Annotated in this window: 14 protein-coding genes and 1 tRNA gene; 7 read left to right on the top strand and 8 right to left on the bottom strand. The window is 72.7% G+C overall.

What is annotated here, in order from left to right; all coding sequences use genetic code 11:
- Positions 1-756: 756 nt before the first annotated feature.
- Positions 757-2,058 (bottom strand): ABC transporter substrate-binding protein, encoded by a 1,302-nt coding sequence (locus ACIGXJ_RS32205; protein ID WP_399652920.1) that lies wholly within the window; start codon positions 2,056-2,058, stop codon positions 757-759.
- A gap of 371 nt (positions 2,059-2,429) precedes the next feature.
- Here ACIGXJ_RS32205 and ACIGXJ_RS32200 point away from each other — a divergent pair, with 371 nt between their 5' ends.
- A complete protein-coding gene (locus ACIGXJ_RS32200; protein WP_399652918.1) occupies positions 2,430-5,204 on the top strand; it encodes a glycosyl hydrolase in 2,775 nt (924 codons plus the stop codon).
- A 100-nt stretch (positions 5,205-5,304) separates the two neighbouring features.
- On the opposite strand, the gene ACIGXJ_RS32195 is transcribed toward ACIGXJ_RS32200, so the two are convergent.
- Positions 5,305-6,327 (bottom strand): LacI family DNA-binding transcriptional regulator, encoded by a 1,023-nt coding sequence (locus ACIGXJ_RS32195; protein WP_399652915.1) that lies wholly within the window; start codon positions 6,325-6,327, stop codon positions 5,305-5,307.
- 281 nt (positions 6,328-6,608) lie between these two features.
- Between ACIGXJ_RS32195 and ACIGXJ_RS32190 the strand changes: the two genes are divergently transcribed.
- Complete coding sequence (locus ACIGXJ_RS32190; protein WP_399652912.1) at positions 6,609-6,875, top strand: hypothetical protein; 267 nt, start codon at positions 6,609-6,611, stop codon at positions 6,873-6,875.
- Positions 6,872-7,012 (top strand): hypothetical protein, encoded by a 141-nt coding sequence (locus tag ACIGXJ_RS32185; protein WP_399652910.1) that lies wholly within the window; start codon positions 6,872-6,874, stop codon positions 7,010-7,012. The genes ACIGXJ_RS32190 and ACIGXJ_RS32185 overlap by 4 nt, the downstream gene beginning before the upstream one ends.
- Here the strand turns inward: ACIGXJ_RS32185 and ACIGXJ_RS32180 are convergent.
- The 3 genes from ACIGXJ_RS32180 to ACIGXJ_RS32170 are packed head-to-tail and all read right to left on the bottom strand — an operon-like array spanning position 7,009 to position 9,945.
- Positions 7,009-7,842, bottom strand: a complete 834-nt coding sequence (locus ACIGXJ_RS32180) for an ATP-binding cassette domain-containing protein (RefSeq protein WP_399652907.1) — start codon at positions 7,840-7,842, stop codon at positions 7,009-7,011. The two genes, ACIGXJ_RS32185 and ACIGXJ_RS32180, sit on opposite strands and share 4 nt — an antisense overlap.
- A gap of 7 nt (positions 7,843-7,849) precedes the next feature.
- Positions 7,850-8,929: an ABC transporter permease gene (locus ACIGXJ_RS32175; RefSeq protein WP_399652904.1), complete on the bottom strand. Its 1,080-nt coding sequence runs from the start codon at positions 8,927-8,929 to the stop codon at positions 7,850-7,852.
- A complete protein-coding gene (locus ACIGXJ_RS32170) occupies positions 8,926-9,945 on the bottom strand; it encodes a sugar ABC transporter substrate-binding protein (protein ID WP_399652901.1) in 1,020 nt (339 codons plus the stop codon). The genes ACIGXJ_RS32175 and ACIGXJ_RS32170 overlap by 4 nt, the downstream gene beginning before the upstream one ends.
- Positions 9,946-10,312: 367 nt before the next feature.
- On the opposite strand from ACIGXJ_RS32170, the gene ACIGXJ_RS32165 reads away from it, so the two are divergent.
- Positions 10,313-11,038, top strand: a complete 726-nt coding sequence (locus ACIGXJ_RS32165) for an SDR family NAD(P)-dependent oxidoreductase (RefSeq protein WP_399652898.1) — start codon at positions 10,313-10,315, stop codon at positions 11,036-11,038.
- Positions 11,039-11,127: 89 nt separating this feature from the next.
- Here ACIGXJ_RS32165 and ACIGXJ_RS32160 read toward each other — a convergent pair.
- Positions 11,128-11,201 (bottom strand) — tRNA-Pro (locus ACIGXJ_RS32160).
- A 103-nt stretch (positions 11,202-11,304) separates the two neighbouring features.
- Here ACIGXJ_RS32160 and ACIGXJ_RS32155 point away from each other — a divergent pair.
- The 3 genes from ACIGXJ_RS32155 to ACIGXJ_RS32145 all read left to right on the top strand — a co-directional run bounded on the left by ACIGXJ_RS32155 (position 11,305) and on the right by ACIGXJ_RS32145 (position 14,876).
- Positions 11,305-11,820, top strand: coding sequence for a DUF309 domain-containing protein (locus tag ACIGXJ_RS32155; protein ID WP_399652895.1), 516 nt, complete (start codon positions 11,305-11,307; stop codon positions 11,818-11,820).
- Positions 11,821-11,958: 138 nt separating this feature from the next.
- Entirely contained in the window at positions 11,959-12,732 is a 774-nt protein-coding gene (gene cobF / locus ACIGXJ_RS32150) for a precorrin-6A synthase (deacetylating) (RefSeq protein WP_399652892.1), read from the top strand.
- 68 nt (positions 12,733-12,800) lie between these two features.
- Complete coding sequence (locus tag ACIGXJ_RS32145; protein ID WP_399652888.1) at positions 12,801-14,876, top strand: MDR family MFS transporter; 2,076 nt, start codon at positions 12,801-12,803, stop codon at positions 14,874-14,876.
- A 1-nt stretch (position 14,877) separates the two neighbouring features.
- Here ACIGXJ_RS32145 and ACIGXJ_RS32140 read toward each other — a convergent pair whose 3' ends face one another.
- Entirely contained in the window at positions 14,878-15,612 is a 735-nt protein-coding gene (locus ACIGXJ_RS32140; RefSeq protein ID WP_399652884.1) for a cobalt-precorrin-6A reductase, read from the bottom strand.
- Between the two features lie 101 nt (positions 15,613-15,713).
- Positions 15,714-16,487 (bottom strand): sulfite exporter TauE/SafE family protein, encoded by a 774-nt coding sequence (locus ACIGXJ_RS32135; protein WP_399652881.1) that lies wholly within the window; start codon positions 16,485-16,487, stop codon positions 15,714-15,716.
- Positions 16,488-16,589: the final 102 nt, after the last annotated feature.

The raw sequence follows: 16,589 nt of genomic DNA, 5'->3' as shown, positions 1-16,589 counted from the left end.
ACGGGGCCTGGTACCGGGCCGGGCGAACCGGTGCGCCCGGCCGGACGGGGCGGAGACGGCGTCGGGTCACTCGGACTAGCTGGGGCGTTCAACCGGGCGGGGCGGAGGCGGGACCGGGCGAACCGGTGCGCCCGGCCGGGCGGGGCGGAGACGGCGTCGGGTCACTCGGACTAGCTGGGGCGTTCAACCGGGCGGGGCGGAGGCGGGACCGGGCCACAAACGGGAGCGGCCGGCCGGGCGGGGCGGAGTCGGGGCCGGGTGACTCGGACAAGCTGGGGCGCCCGACTCGGCGGAGGCGGCTCGGGCCACACGGACGAACCAGAGCATCCGACCGAGCCGAGGTGGAGCCGGGCCGCCCGGACGAACCGGAGCGTCCGACTGGGCGGAGGTGGCGTCGGGCCACACGGACGAACCGGAGCGTCCGACCGGACCGCGTGTCGGGACCCGGCCCACACGGACGAACCAGAGCGTCCGACCCGGCGGATGCGGGCCCGGGCCGCTCGGACGAACCGGAGCACCGACCCGGGTAAGCGGGACCGGGCCACACAGGCGAACCCGTGCCTCCGACTCGGCGGGAGCGGGACCGGGTCGCTCAGGCGATCCGGCGGGTACGGCCGGGCGGACGGGAGTGGCCCGGACGGACCGGCGGACCGGCGGACCGGCGGACCGGCGGACGCCACCCCGTACACCGGCCGGCCCCCGCCCCCGCCCCCGCCCCCGCCCCAGCAGCGCGCACGGCCCAGCAGCGCGCCCGGCTCAGCCCGTGATGTTGGCGACGCCCTTCTTCGCGTTCTCCCACGCCTTGTCCGGCGCGGTCCCCTTGCGCTCGACCTCGCCCAGGGCGTTGGTGATCTGCTGGTTGACGTTCTGGTCGTGAATGCCGAGGACCTGGACGGGCGCGGCCTTGGCGGCGTCGCCGAAGATCTGGCCGATCGGCGCGCCGGAGAAGTACGGGTCCTCGGCGTCGGCGATCTGCGCGATGGCGTCCGTGGCGGACGGGAAGCTGCCCTGCTTCCGGAAGAGCTTGGCCTGCTGCTCGGGCGCGGTCAGCCAGGCGACCAGCTTGTACGCCTCTTCCTTGTTCTTCGCGGCCCGCGGCACGGCGAGGTAGGAGCCGCCCCAGTTTCCGGCGCCGCCGGGCAGCGCGGCGACGTCCCACTTGCCCTTGCCCGCGTCACCGGCCTGGCCCTTGATGTAGCCGAGCATCCAGGCCGGGCAGGGCAGCGTCGCGAACGAGCCGGCGGCGAATGCCTGGTTCCACTGCGGCGACCACTGGTCCAGCTCGGCGCTCAGACCGCTCTGCGCGGCCTCCACCGAGGTGTCCCAGGCCTTCTTCAGGGCGGGGTTGGTCTCCCAGATCAGCTTCCCGGAGGCGTCGTAGTAGCGCTCTTCCTCCTGGCCGATCATGACGGAGAAGAGGCTGCCGACGCTGTCGAGCCAGGCGCTCTTGGCCGGGGCCTTCTTCTTGTACTGCTTGCCGAGCTGGAGGTAGCCCTCCCAGGTGGACCACTTGCCGGCCACTTCGGCCCGGTCCGTGGGCAGGCCGGCCTTGGCGAAGAGGTCCTTGCGGTAGCACATCGCCTCGGGGCCGACGTCGGTGCCGAGGCCGAGGACCTCGCCGTTCTTGCCGGTGGCGGCGGCCCACTTGGCCGCGGCGAACTCGCCCTTGAGCCGGTCGGCACCGTACTCGCGCAGGTCCTCGAACTTGTCGGCCTGCTGCTGGGTGACGGAGGCGATGCGGCCCACCTCGATGCCCTGGACGTCCGCGAGGCCGCCGCCGCCGGCGAGGCGGGTCTGCAGGGACTTCCAGTAGTCGGCCTCGTCCTCGGTGTCGGTCTGCTTGATGGTGACGCCGGGGTGGAGCTTCTCGTACTCGGCGTAGAGCCCGGCTTCCTTGTAGCCGAAGGAGCCGAAGAGGTCGACGGTGATCGTGACCTTTCCGCCGGCACCGTCGGAGGCCCCGTCGGAGGAGCCTCCGCAGGCGGCGAGGAGCGACCCGGCGAGCGCGACCGCCCCCAGGCGGACGGTGGCCCTCTTGGCTGCTCTGGCAATGGGCATGGGAAGCCTCCTTGGCTCCGGGGTGGAACGAGCGCAACGTTCCTGAGAGCGCTCTCAAAACGTGAGGGGAGCGTGCCCGTGTCCGGCGCATCCCGTCAAGACTTGAAAAAGCAACGAAGCGGTCACGCAACCTAATGTCCGATTCGCGATGAACGCGTCCCGGCCGTGCGCGATCTATTGACAGCAGATTTCAGAAGTCTTACGTTGCGCCAACCTGAGAGCGCTCTCAGGCGGGGGTTCCTGACTCGTTCCACCAACGGCATCCGCTGTGGCTCCACCGCACTCCCCCCGGGCTCCGACAGCGCCCCCGGTGTGCCGCGGCCCGCCGCCGGCGAACTCCCGTCCCTTTGCGACGACATGAGGTGTTCCCCATGCCAACCCCTCGATCCCGGCCGGCCGCCGCGCTGGTCCTGGCCTCCGCCCTGGCCGCCGTCGGCCTGGGCCCGGCCGCGACGCCCGCGGCGGCCGCCACCGTCCCCGTAGGGGCCGGGAGTTACTCCGACACCCGGCCGTCCGGCACCACGGGCCCCACGAACAACACCGGCGCCCCGGTCACCCCCAAGGTCACCCAGGCCGCCCAGGGCAAGCCCGTGCCCACCAACGACTGGTGGTCCTCCCTCGCCTTCCAGCGCTACGGCGACAACCCGTACTCCACTCCCATGTACGGCCACCCGCTCACCTACCAGGCCGTCGCCGGCGGACTCGAGGTCGGCTACCCGACCAGCCCGGCCGTGGTCGGGGAGGGCCGCCAGTACGAGTACGCCCACAAGCGGGACCTCACCCTCGGTCTGACCGGGCTCAACTCGCCCGACACCAAGGCCGACGCCTGGTCCGACTGGACGGTCACCCCCTACTGGTCCGACGGCACCCGCACCCTGCGGACCACCATCGGCCACGGCCTGCCCTTCGTGTACGCGCAAGGATCCGGCGGCAACGCCCAGATCACCACCGCGGCCACCCCGACCGTCTTCTCCGACCAGGGCAACGTCCTCGGCATCACGGTCGGCGGCCACCACTACGCCCTCTTCTCGCCGACGGGCACCGACTGGACCGTCTCCGGCACGTCGATCACCGCCGGCCTGGGCGGCAAGGACTACTTCTCCCTCGCCGTGCTGCCCTCCACCGACGCGCTCGCGACCTTCCGCAAGTACGCGTTCAGCTTCGTCACCGGCTCGCAGGTCGACTGGAGCGCCTCGGGCGGCACGGTCGGCGCCACGTACCGGCTCACCACCGAGGCGAAGGAGGGCACCGAACGCGGCACCCTCCAGGCGCTCTACCGGCACCAGTGGCTGCACACCACCGACGCCCTCACGTCGTACACGTACGTCTCGCCCCGCGGCACCATGAAGGTGCGGGAGGGCGCGTCCTTCACCACCCGTCAGAAGGCCGCCCCGGTCCTGCCGGGCCTGCCGAGGACCGGCGCGGTCGACACCGCCAGGCTGCGCGGCTACCTGTCCGAGGTCGCGAATTCCGCCGACCCCTTCTCCGGGGCCACGGACACCTACTGGACCGGCAAGGCGCTGGGCAAGCTCGCCCAACTGGTGCCACTCGCCGACCAGATCGGCGAGAGCGCGGTCCGCGACAAGCTCATCGGCCTGCTCAAGGGCCGCCTCCAGGAGTGGTTCACCGCGGGCGGTGCGAGCGAGTTCTCCTACGACACCAACTGGAAGACGCTGATCGGCTACCCGGCCTCCTACGGCAGCGACGCCGAGCTCAACGACCACCACTTCCACTACGGCTACTACGTCTACGCCGCCGCGATCGTCGCCCAGTACGACGCATCCTGGGCCGCGGACTCGGCCTGGGGCGGCATGGTCAAGGCCCTCATCCGCGACGCCGCCAACCCGAGCCGCACGGACAGCGCGTTCCCGTTCCTGCGCGGCTTCGACGTCTACGCCGGGCACAGCTGGGCCTCCGGCCACCAGGGCTTCGCGGCCGGCAACAACCAGGAGTCCTCCTCGGAGTCCACCAACCTCAGCGCGGCACTGGTGCTGTGGGGCTCGGCCACCGGCAACACCGCCCTGCGCGACCTCGGCAGCTATCTGCTCGCCACCGAGGGCGAGGCGATCGCCCAGTACTGGTTCGACGCCGACCAGCAGGTCTTCCCCGGCTCCTTCACCCATGACACGGCCGGCATGGTGTGGGGCAGCGGCGCCGCGTACTCCACCTGGTGGACCGCCAACCCGGAGGAGATCCACGGCATCAACGTCCTGCCCGTGACCGCGGGCGGTTCCCCGCACCTGGCCGGGCACAAGGAGGCGATCCGGCGCAACCTCGCGGAGCTGGAGCGCGAGAACGGCGGGCCCGCCGTCGAATGGCGCGACATCCTCTGGGAGTTCCAGTCGCTGGCCGACCCGGCCGGCGCGAAGGCGAAGTGGGACGCCGGCAACGCCGGATACACCCCTGAGCAGGGCGAGTCCAAGGCGCACACGTACCACTGGATCACCACCCTGGACGCGCTCGGCGCCCCCGACCCGTCCGTGACCGGCGACCTTCCCACCTCGGCGGTGTTCACCAGGAGCGGCACCCGCACCTACGCCGCCCACAACTACGGCTCCACGGCCCGCACGGTCACCTTCTCCGACGGCAGGACGCTCACCGTGCCCGCGCGTTCCACCGCGACCGGCACCGGCGCCGACACCGGCGGAACCGACCCCCAGCCGTCCACCGGCAACACCTTCCGGCTGCGCTCCGGCGGCGTCCTCACCACGGCCACCGGCTCCACGGCCGGCAGCGACACCATCCCCTCCGCGGAGGGCCGCAACTACGACGGCGTACCGAACAAGCCGCTCGTCTACGAGGTCAAGGGCGTCAACGGCACCCTCAAGGCGGGCGCGACGACCACGTTCCGCCTCCCGGTGGACGCGGGCACCGCGGTCGGCCTCGGCCAGCAGGCCCGGATCAGCTACGACCTCACCGGCGACGGCACCTTCGACCGGATCGAGACGTACCACTACTTCGCCACCGACCCGGTCACCGGCTGGGAGGAGTACAACCAGACCCGCGGTCTCAAGAGCGCCGCCGGCACCCTCGGGAACCTGAGCGGGGGCACCGTGCGGCTGGAGGTCTGGAGCGCGATCGGCAACGCGAGCGCGCAGCTGCGCACGGGCACCGACACGTCCGTGGTGGTCATCCCCTACGAGTGACGCGTGCGGGCGCCCCTGACCACGAGGGCGTCCCGGCGGACGACGGCGGGCACCGGGCTCAGGCCCGGCGCCCGCCGTCGTCATGTCCGCGGCTCGCCTCTCAGGCGGAGACCCGGCGCACCAGCGTCGTCGGCGTGATCACCGAGGCGGGCACGTCGCCGCCCGGCGAGTCCAGCAGCCGCATCAGCAGCTTGACCATGATCCGGCCCATCCCCTCGATGTCCTGGCGGACGGTGGTGAGCGGCGGCTCGGCGGCCCGCACCACGGCGGGCATGTCGTCGAAGCCGACCACCGCGACGTCCTCGGGCACCCGCACCTTCCGCTCGCGCAGGGTGCGCAGCGCGCCCAGGGCCATGGCGTCGTTGGAGGCGAAGACCGCGTCGGTCGCGGGGCACCGGTCCAGCAGCTCGGCCATCGCGCGGGCGCCGCTCTCCTCGGTGAAGTCGCCCTGGCACAGCAGCAGCGGGTCGGCGTCGACCAGGACGTCCCGGTAGCCGCGGATCCGGTCCATCGCCGAGGTCTGGTCGCGGGGGCCCGCGATGTGCGCGATGTGCCGGCGCCCCAGGGAGACCAGATGGCGCACGGCCTCGCGCGCACCACCGCGGTTGTCGCAGTCGACGTACGGCACGTTCAGGCCCTCGCCCGCCGCCGGGCGTCCCCCGAGGACCGCGGGGACCCCGGTGCGGGCGATCAGCTCCGGCAGCCGGTCGTCGTGGAGGGAGAAGGCGAGCGCGCCGTCGACGTGCCCGCCCCCCAGATAGCGCGCGATGCGCTCGTGGTCGCCGGTGCCCTCCGCCCACAGCAGCACCAGCTGCGCGTCGTGCGCGGTCAGCTCCCGGCTGATCCCCCGTACCTGCTGCTCGAAGAACGGGTCGGAGAACACCCGGAACTCGGGTTCCGCGATGATCACCGCGACGGCGCCGTTGCGCCGGGTGACCAGGCTGCGGGCGGCGTGGTTGGGCACGTAGCCCAGTTCCTCGACGGCCAGGCGCACCCTGTCGACGAGGGCGGGGCGTACGCCCGCGCCTCCGTTGACGACCCGGGAGGCCGTCGCGCGGGACACGCCGGCGCGCGCGGCGACGGCTTCCAGCGTGGGACGAGGCCTCACGGTCTGCTCCGACACGGCGGGCGCTCCTCCTGTGCGTCTGCGATCGCTCTGCGAGGGATCTGCCACGAAATGGGATCTGTGCCCACCACAATAGACGCAGGCGCGGGGCTCTGAGAGCGCTCCCGAGCCGGCGCGCGGCACACGACGGCCGTCGGCGGCGCCGGGCCGGCCCCTGTGGGACGGCGCCCTCGGCTCGACCGTGCCGCCGGCCTGCCGGGGATGAGAAGGTTCAGGGCTTACGAGGGGGTACGTCTGCACCGGCGCGGTCGCGCCGGCCAGGATCGGCACGCGGCAAGGTGCCGGGCGCGCTCACGGGGCGGCGGGGCGCCGGTCAGGTGCCGGCCGAGGAGTGGCACTGCAACCACGGCATCAGGCTGGTCGCCGAGCAGGCCACGGGCCGCATCCTGTACGCACGCCTCGGGCCGCGGCAGACGCCGCGCGCGCCGGGCGCGGCGAAGGACGCCGTGGTGCCGCTGGACGTGCCGCGGGCGGCGCACACGGCCGCCACACAGAGGTTCGCGGTGGACAGGGCGCGCCACGGGAGCGCCCTGCTGCGGGCGTGAGCACCTCCGTGCCCGTCGGCGCCGCCGCGGGCGGGTTCCCGCTCGCCGTGTCCGGCGCGGCGCCGCTCGTAGGGGGCCGGCGGCCGGGCGCCCCGGAGCCGGAGGCCACCGCGCCCGTGAGCCGGCCGGCCGGCTAGGGAGCGACGTCCTCGGGCTCCGGGAGTTCCCCGGTGTCGACGCCGCTCACTTGGGCCAGTTCGTGCTTGAGGGTGGCGAGTTCGGCGCCGCCCGCCATGTGGTGGGTGAGTTCCTCCAGGGTGACCCGGTCGCGGGCGGCGGAGAGTTCCAGGGTGCCGAGGCGCAGCACGCTGAAGTGGTCGCCGACCAGGTAGGCGTGGTGGGGGTTGTGGGTGATGAAGATGACGCCGAGGCCGCGGTCGCGGGCGGCGGCGATGTACTTCAGGACCACGCCGGACTGCTTGACGCCGAGGGCCGCGGTGGGCTCGTCGAGGATGAGGACGCGGGCGCCGAAGTGGACGGCGCGGGCGATGGCGACGCACTGGCGCTGGCCGCCGGAGAGCGTGCCGATGGGCTGTTCGAGGTCGTCGAGGACGATGCCCATCGCGCGGAGTTCGGCGTCCGCGGTCCGCTTCATCGTCTCGATGTCGAGGCGGCGCAGCGGCCAGGGGCCCTTGGTGAGTTCGGAGCCGAGGAAGAAGTTGCGCCACACCGGCATCAGCGGCACGGTCGCCAGGTCCTGGTAGACGGTGGCGATGCCCCGGTCCAGCGCCTCGCGCGGGCCGGTGAAGCGGACGGGTGTGCCGTCGACGAGGAACTCGCCCTCGGTGTGCTGGTGCAGCCCCGAGACGATCTTGATGAGGGTGGACTTGCCGGCCCCGTTGTCGCCGAGCACACAGGTCACCCTGCCCGGGTGCACGGACAGGTCGACGCCGTGCAGGGCGCGGACGTTGCCGTAGGACTTGCCGGCCCCGCGGAGTTCCACGAGCGGCTGGTCGGTGGTGGTCATGGGCGGGTCACCTCCGGGTCGCCGTACGGCTGACCCACAGATTGATCAGGACGGCGCCGAGCAGCATCACGCCGAGGAACGCCTTGAACCAGTCGGGGTTCCAGCCGGCGTAGACGATGCCCTGCTGGACCATGCCGAACATGAACGCGCCGAAGACGGGCCCGACGGCGGAGCCGTAGCCGCCGGTGAGCAGGCAGCCGCCGATCACGGCCGCGGCGATGTAGATGAGCTCCTGGCCGACGCCCTCGCCGGACTGCACGGTGTGGAAGGAGAACAGCTGGTGCATGCCGGCGAACCAGGCGCCGAGGCCGACCAGCATGAACAGCGAGATCTTGGTGAAGGTGACCGGGACGCCGACGGCCCGGGCGCTGTCCTTGTCGCCGCCGACCGCGAAGACCCAGTTGCCGTACTTGGTGCGCAGCAGCACCCAGGTCGCGAGCGCGGCGAAGAGCAGCCACCACACCACGGTGATCTTCACCTGGACTCCGCCGACGTCGAACCCGGACGCGAAGACCGCCCTGGCCTGGTCGAAGCCGTCCATGTCGCTGATGTCGTCGGTGGCGACGTTGCCGGTGACCCACTTGGTGACGGCGAGATTGACGCCCTGGAGGATCAGGAAGGTGCCGAGCGTGACGAGGAAGCTCGGCAGGCCGGTCCTGATGAGCATCCAGCCGTTGAACAGTCCGACGGCGAGCGACACCGCGAGGGCGACGACCACACCGACCCAGACGTTCATGGTCAGCTGGTAGCTGACCATGCTCGCGGTCAGCGCCGAGCTGATCACGGCGACGCCGGAGGAGAGGTCGAACTCGCCGCCGATCATCAGCAGGGCGACCGGCAGGGCCATGATGCCGATGGTGGACGACTGGTAGAGGACGTTCGCCATCGAGCTGCCGTCGCGGACCGCGGGCGCGGCGACGAGGAAGAACACGAACACGGCGAGCGCGCCGAGGAGGACACCGACCTCGGGCCGGGCCACCAGTCTGCGGGCGAGGGACCGCCGGGAGGTGCGGCCGTCGGCCTCCTTCCCGGGGCCGGGGGCCGGCGGCGCGGTCGCCGCCGGCTGTGCCTGCCGGGCCGTGCTCACCGGGTGCCCTTCGTGGCGAACGCGTCCACGCCGGCCACGTTGGACTTGTCGACGAAGGCCGGTCCGGTCAGCACCGGCTGTTCGCCGCCGCCCATGTAGTTGCCGTTGTTCTCGTAGAGCCACAGCGAGTCGATCGCCAGGTAGCCCTGGAGGTAGGGCTGCTGGTCGACGGCGAACTCGATGGTGCCGGCGGATATGGCCTTGGTCAGTTCCTTGTTGAGGTCGAAGGTGGCGACCTCGGCGTCGCTGCCCGCCTCGGAGACGGACTGGGTCGCGGTGAGCGCGATGGGGGCGCCGAGCGCGACGACGTGGTCGATGTCGCCGTCGCGCTTGAGCTTGGCGGTGATGGTCGACTTGACGGAGGGCATGTCGGTGCCGTTGACGAAGAGGTTCTCGAGGGTGCCGGAGAACGTCTTCTTCACGCCGTCGCAGCGCTGGGTGAGGCCGACGTTGCCCTGCTCGTGCATGACGCACACGGCTTTCTTGGCACCGACCTCGTTCAGCCGCTTGCCGAGGGCCTCGCCGGCGACGGTCTCGTCCTGGCCGAAGAACTCCAGCAGGCCGAGCTGCTGCCAGTCGCCGACACCGGAGTTGAGGCCGACGACGGGTATGCCGGCCGCCTTCGCCCTGGCCACGACGTCCTTGAGGGCGTCGGGTTTGGCGAGGGTGACGGCGATGCCGTCGACCTTCTGGTCGATGGCGTTCTGCACGAGGCCCGCCTGGTTGCCCGCGTTGGGGTCGGCGGAGTAGATCAGCTCGACGTTGTCCTTGGCTGCGGCGGCCTCGGCGCCCTTGCGGACGATGTCCCAGAAGGTGTCGCCGGGCGACTGGTGGGTGACGAGGGCGATCTTGATCCGGGGTGTGCCGGCCTTGCCCGCGGAGCCGCCACCGCCGCCCTCCTCGGCCTTCTTGCCGCCGGAGCTGCTGGAGCAGCCGGCGAGGGCCAGCGCCGCCGCCGCGGCCAGGGCCAGGGCGGGGGTGATTCTGCGGGAGCGGGGGCGAGAAGAGCGGTCCATCTTTCCTGCACCTCACTGTGCGACAGGGGGAAGGCTCGGCTGCTGACGACCGGCACGGCCGTTCGACCGGTCCGGCTGTCGCGACCGGATTCCACTCCCTCGCCACACCCGCTGTCAATACTTTGTCAAGACATCATTTCAGGAGCAGGTAAGAATGTCAGCACAAAGAAAGAAGCGGAGCCGGTGTGGCCGCCCGGCCGTTCCCTACCCGCGGCCACGGCGGCCAACCGGCCCCGCTTCCCTCCCGCGCTGCCGGACCCGGCAGGCCGTACCGTCGATATGTGGACAACCGTGAACAGACCCCGCGCCCGCTCGCGGCCCGGGCCACCGGTCGCACGGCCCGCCCGACCGCGCGGGCGGTGCGGCCATGAGCCGGGTCCTGGTGACGGGCTCCGCGGACGGCCTCGGCCGGGCCGCCGCGGACGCGCTGCTGTCCACCGGGCACGAGGTGGTCGTGCACGCCCGCGACGAGCGGCGCGCGGCGGCCCTCGACGAGCTGCTCGGCCGCGGGGCGGACCTCGTGGTGGGCGACTTCACCGACCGTGCCGCCGTACGGCGGATCGCCGCCGAGCTGAACGCGGCACAGCCGCTCGACGCGGTGATCCACAACGCCGGTGTGTGGAGCGGGCCCGCGGTCATGCCGGTCAACATCGTCGTGCCCTACCTGCTGACGGCCCTCCTGCGCGCCCCGCGCCGCCTGGTGTACCTCAGCAGCAGCTCGCACTTCGGCGGGCGGCCCTCACTCACCGGGGTCGACTGGCGCGGCCGCAGCGCGGGCTCGTACTCCGACAGCAAGCTGTTCGTCACGACGCTCGCCGCGGCCGTGGCACGTCTGCGCCCGGACGTGCTGAGCAACGCCGTCGACCCGGGCTGGGTGCCGACCCGGATGGGCGGCCCGAACGCCCCGGACGACCTCGAACTCGGCCACCGGACCCAGGTGTGGCTCGCCACCGCGGACGATCCGGAAGCCCTCACCACCGGCGGCTACTGGTACCACCGGAACCGGCGCCGCCCCCACCGCGCGGTCCACGACGAGGCGTTCCAGGACCTGCTCCTGCGGACACTGGCCGAGGAGACGGACACCGCGCTCTGACGCCTGCTCCCCCGGGGGCCGCCGGACACACGGAAGGCCGCTCTCTCGAAGAGGAGAGAACAGCCTTCCGACCTGCGATGTCCGCAAAGTCGGGACGACAGGATTTGAACCTGCGACCCCTTGACCCCCAGTCAAGTGCGCTACCAAGCTGCGCCACGTCCCGGTGCGGTGATCCGCGGTCACCCGCGTGATCATGCGGACAGTACTTTACCCCACCCCGCGGGGCGGGCCGAAAGGGGGCGGCGGGCCGGGCGGAGAATGGGCGCATGGAGCACGAGGCGGGCCGTGGCGGCACCCGGGACCGGGACAGTGAGGGGCGGGCGCGCAACGCCCGGCCCCGGGACGGGCTGGGGCGGCCGCTGCCGTACGGGGCCCCAGGGGTGGAGCGGCAGCCGGAGGGAGTGCCGCGCAGCCCTCGGGAGACCGTCGAGGAGGCCCAGTCGCTGCTGGACGCGGGCAAGCCGTTCCACGCGCACGAGGTGTTCGAGGACGCCTGGAAGTCGGGGCCCGAGGCGGAGAAGGGCTTGTGGCGCGGGCTCGCCCAGCTCGCCGTCGGGCTCACGCACGCGGCCCGCGGCAACGCCACCGGCGGCGCCCGGCTGCTGCGGCGCGGCGCCGCGGCGGCCGAGGAGTGGGCCGCCGCAGCGGGCCTGCCCCGGCCGCACGACGTGGACGTGGCCTCGCTCGCGGCCTGGGCACGGGAGCTGGCGAGCGCGGTGGAGGCCGGGGGCGGCCGGCCGGTGAACGCGGCCGCGCGGGCACCCCGGCTGAGGGGGCGGTGAGCGCAGTGGAGGCCGGGGGCGGCCGGCCGGTGGACGCGGCCGCGCGGGCACCCCGGCTGAGGGGGCGGTGAGCGCGGGGTCACCGGGAGAGCACGGCCGGTGTACGCGTTGTCGGTGGCGTACGGCAGACTCGGGGGCGTGCGAAGGATTCATGTCATCGGTATCGGCGCGGGCGACCCGGACCAGCTGACCCTGCAGGCGGTCAGGGCGCTGCGGGACACGGACGTCTTCTTCATCCTGGAGAAGGGCGAGGTGAAGGCGGACCTCACCGACCTGCGCCGGGACATGCTCCGGGCGCACATACCCGAGGGGACCTACCGCGTGGTCGAGGCGCGCGACCCCGAGCGCGACCGCGGCGCCGGCGGGGCCGCCTACTCCCCGGCCGTCGGGGACTGGCGCAGCGCCCGCGCCGACATCTACGAGCGCCTGATCACCGAGGAGCTCGGCGAGGAGGAGACGGGCGCGTTCCTGGTGTGGGGCGACCCCTCGCTGTACGACAGCACGCTCGGCATCCTCCAGGAGGTGCTGGAGCGCGGCGGTGCGGCCTTCGAGTACGACGTCGTGCCCGGCATCAGCAGTGTCTCGTCGCTGGTGGCGCGGCACCGCACCGGGCTGAACCGGGTGGCCCGGCCGGTGCAGATCACCACCGGGCGGCGGCTCGCCGAGGGCTTCCCGGAGGGCGTGGACGACGTGGTGGTGATGCTCGACGCCCACCAGACCTTCCGGCGGTACGCGGACCAGGACATCGACATCTACTGGGGTGCGTACCTCGGCACCCCGGACGAGATCCTGGCCTCCGGCCCGATCGCGGAGGCCGCTCCCCGGATCGAGGCCCTGCGGGCCGAGGCGCGCGAGCGCAAGGGCTGGATCATGGACACGTATCTGCTGCGCCGCAACCCGAAGGACGGCTGAACGGCCCGCGGAACCCGCACAGTCGGCTCCCACGTGCGCACCGGACCCCCCGGTGTGATCGTGGCCTCGTGACAGTCGCCGAGGAAACCGCTCCGCCCGCCGCGCAGCCTCCCGTGCTGGACAGCCGCCGTCGCAACGTCGTGTTCGTGACGATCATGCTCGGCATGCTGCTCGCGGCCCTCGACCAGACCATCGTGGGCACGGCGCTGCCGACGATCGTCTCCGACCTCGGCGGCGCGGAGCACATGTCGTGGGTGGTGACGGCGTATCTGCTCGCGGAGACCGTCTCGACCGTGCTGGTCGGCAAGTTCGGCGACCTGTTCGGCCGCAAGGTGGTCTTCCAGGTCTCGGCGGTCGTGTTCATCACGGGCTCGTTCCTGTGCGGTCTCGCCTCGAACATGTCGCTGCTGATCGCCTGGCGGGCCATGCAGGGCATCGGCGCGGGCGGGCTGATGGTGACGTCCATGGCGCTGATCGCGGACGTCATCCCGCTGCGCGAGCGCGGCAAGTACCAGGGCGCGATCGGCGCGGTGTTCGGAGTGTCCACGGTCGTCGGCCCGCTGCTGGGCGGGCTGTTCACCGACCATCTGTCCTGGCGCTGGGCGTTCTACGTGAACGTGCCCATCGCGGTCGTGGTCGTGCTGGCCGCGGCGCGGACCATCCCGGTGGTGAAGTCGGCGACCCGCCCGGTCATCGACTATCTGGGCATCGCCCTGGTCGCGGCGGGCGCGAGCGCGCTGATCCTCGCGACGAGCTGGGGCGGCAACGAGTACGCGTGGGGCTCGGGCGTCATCATCGGCCTGTTCGTGGGCGGTCTGCTCGCGCTCGGGCTGTTCTGCTTCGTGGAGACCCGGGCGGCCCAGCCGATGCTGCCGATGCGGCTGTTCGGCAACCCGGTGTTCACGGTCTGCTCGGTGCTCAGCTTCATCGTCGGCTTCGCGATGCTCGGCGCGATGACGTATCTGCCGAGCTATCTGCAGTACGTGGACGGCGACTCGGCGACGGTCTCCGGCGTGCGCACCCTGCCCATGGTGGTCGGCCTGCTCATCGCGTCGGTCTTCAGCGGCAACGTGGTCAGCCAGACGGGCAGGTACCGGATCTTCCCGATCGCCGGCGCGCTGGTGATGAGCCTCGGCCTGTATCTGATGTCGCTGATGGGGCCGTCGACGGGGGCGTGGCTGGAGTCGCTGTACATGTTCGTGCTCGGCACCGGCATCGGACTGTGCATGCAGGTCCTGACGATCGCCGTGCAGAACACCGTCGACTACGCCGACCTCGGCACCGCCACCTCCGGCGTCACCTTCTTCCGTACGCTGGGCAGTTCGTTCGGCACCGCGGTGTTCGGGACGATCTACACCAACACCCTCACGCCCAACCTGCGTGCGGCGATCGGCGAGGCCACGGCCACCGGCACGGTGGACCCGGCGGCCGTCGGCCGGGCCGCGACCAGCCCCGAGGGGGTGCACGGGCTGCCCGAGCAGGCGGCCGTGCCGATCGTCGACGCGTACGCGGACACCCTCCAGACGGTGTTCCTGTGGACCGTCCCGGTCGCGGCGCTCGGCTTCCTGGTCGCCCTCCTGCTCAAGCAGGTTCCCCTGCGCGACAGCGCCCGGATGGGATCCACCGACATGGGCGAGGGCTTCGCCTCACCGCACGGCGCCGACTCGCAGCGGCTGCTGGAGGCCGCCGTCGCGAGGGTCATCACCGGCACGGACCTGGACACGGCCCGCAGACTGCTGCGCGACTCCGACAGCCCGCTCGACATCGCCGGCGCCTGGGCCGTGATGCAGGTCGAGATCCTCAACCGGCTGATCGGCCACGCGAGTCTCGGGATCATCGCGGCCCGCAGGCACCTGCCACCGGAGGTGCTGCTGCCGGTGTTCGACCGCATGGTCGAGGAGGGCTACCTCACCCGCGACGGCATGGTCCTGTCCCACACCGGCGCGGGCGCCCGCGAGGCCGCCCGCCTGGGCGACGCCTGGGGGCACTGGCTGGAGGGCCGGGTGCGCGAGGACATCGGCCGCCCGCCCGGCGCGGACCTGCGCGCGGCGGTCGACACGATCGCCAAGCGGCTGCTGGTGGAGGACCTCAACAGCGGACTGCCCGACCGCGCGGAGCGGTTGGCCTCGGCCGCCGCGCGGTGAGTCACAGCCCCAGCCGGTCCAGGACACCCGCGAGGTCGGGCACCGCGACCACCCCCGCGGGCAGCGGCGGCCGCCGTACGACGACCACGGGCAGGCCGAGCCGCCGGGCCGCCGTGAGCTTGGCCGCGGTCGCCTCTCCTCCGCTGTCCTTGGTGACGACGACGTCGATACGGCGGTCCCGCAGCAGGTCGGTCTCCTCGGCCTCGGTGAACGGGCCGCGGGCCAGGACGACTTCGGTGTGCGGGGGCATGGGCGGCTCGGGGGGCTCCACGGAGCGTGCGACGAAGTGCAGTCCGGTGAGGTGGGCGAAGGCCCCCAGCCCCAGGCGGCCCGTCGTCAGGAACACCCGGTGCCCGAGGCCGGGCAGCAGTGCGGCGGCCTCCGCGAGGGAGGCCGCCCAGTGCCAGCGGTCCCCCGGTCCGGGGTGCCAGCCGGGCCTGCGCAGGACGACCGCCGGGACACCGGTCATGGCCGCGGCTCGGGCGGCGTTCGCCGTGATGGCCTCTGCGAAGGGGTGGGTGGCGTCGACGACAGCGGTCACGCCCTGCTCCCGCACCCAGGCCGCCAGCCCCTCGGCGCCCCCGAACCCGCCGACCCTGACCTCCCCCTCGACGGCGCCGGGCCGCTTCACCCGGCCCGCGAGGGAGGTGGTGACCCGGACACCGGGGCGGTCCGCCAGCTCGCCGGCCAGACGGCGGGCCTCGGTGCTGCCGCCGAGGATGAGGATGTGGGGCATGGGGCGAGCGTACGCGGCCACGCCGTGGCGGCTGGTCGCGGGCGTGCGGGGAGGGCGCCTTCGAGTCATCGACTCGTTCGCGGGGCTCGGCGTCTGCCGGGTCAGCGCAGCAGCAGCTGAAGCGCTCCGAGCACGGTCGCAGCGATCACCAGCTGCTCGAACAGCCGCTGGTTGATCCGGTTCACCGCCCATGTGCCGAGGAACGCGCCGGGTACGACGAACAGCACGAGCGCGGCGTCGAGCAGCAGCGAGCGCCCGTCGATCAGTCCGAGCCCGGCGCTGAAGGGCACCTTCGCCACGTTGACGATCAGGAAGAAGAACGCCGACGTGCCGAGGAAGCCGAGCTTGCGGAACCCCGCCGACAGCAGGTACATCGACATCACCGGGCCGCCCGCGTTGGCGACCATCGTGGTGAAGCCGCCGAGGACGCCGTAGGAGCGGGCCTTGATGCGGCCGGCGCGGGTGGTGACCGCGTCCGGGCCGTCCTCCTGGCCGGCGGTGCGCCGCCGCCACAGCGTCATCGCCGTCATCAGCAGCAGGGTCACGCCGATGGAGACCCGTACGACACCGTCGTCGGCCCACACCAGGAACACCGTCCCGGCCACCACGCCGGCCGCGACCGCCGGGAACAGCCGCAGCAGGGTGGGCCAGTGGGCGTGCCGCCGGTAGGTGAGGACGGCCAGCACGTCCCCGGCGATCAGGATCGGCAGCAGCACTCCGGTGGAGGCACGGGCGGGCAGCACCGCCGCGAAGATCGCCAGGCTGACGGTGTTGGCCCCGCTCACGGCCGTCTTGGAGAACCCGACGAGCAGGGCCGCGGCGGCGAGGGCGGCGAACTCCCAGCCGGTGAGGTGCCACGAGGAGATGATGTCCATGCGGGGACCGATGCTATGCGCAGGGCCCGGGCCGTCGTACGGCGGCCCTCGCGGTCCTGGACGCGCCACGCCGTGACGGCGCTTCCGGGACGCCCGACGCCG

Source organism: Streptomyces sp. NPDC053367 (genome assembly GCF_044545925.1).
In the GTDB taxonomy this organism is placed as follows: Bacteria; Actinomycetota; Actinomycetes; order Streptomycetales; family Streptomycetaceae; genus Streptomyces.
This window is presented reverse-complemented; position numbering and strand designations above follow the sequence as displayed.